This window comes from Pseudomonas putida, from assembly GCF_022627325.1.
Lineage (GTDB): Bacteria > Pseudomonadota > Gammaproteobacteria > Pseudomonadales > Pseudomonadaceae > Aquipseudomonas > Aquipseudomonas putida_X.
On record NZ_JAETZZ010000045.1, the window covers coordinates 1 to 369 of the forward strand.

1 protein-coding gene is annotated in these 369 nt (G+C 64.0%); it reads right to left on the minus strand.

All coding sequences use genetic code 11. From position 1 onward, the window contains the following. The coding region (locus JNA92_RS25635; protein ID WP_241807223.1) for an immunoglobulin-like domain-containing protein at positions 1 to 369 on the minus strand (369 nt) is incomplete at both ends.

Below are 369 nucleotides of genomic sequence, written 5' to 3' on the forward strand. Positions count from 1 at the left end.
CCGACACCGAGGCGGTGTACACCACAGTACCGCCCTCGACCACGCTTGGAGTGGCGGTCAGGGTCACCGTGCTGGTATCGAGCGTATCGCTGACGTTGGTTACGGCCTCAGCCGGATTGACCGCAAGATTCTCGAAGTCGCCACCGGTGGTACCAGTAACGGTGACTTTGACCTGGCCGGCGTCTTTGTAGACGTCATCGGCCGGGGCCGGAACAGAGACCGTACCGGAGGTCTGGCCGGCGGCGATATTGATGGTCGCGCCGTTGCTCAAGGTCACGGTCATCGCCGTGCCCGCCGGGTTGCTCAGCGTGGCGGTGTAAACGATCTGACCGCCTTCAGCGACATCGCCAGTGGCGCTCAGCACCAGGC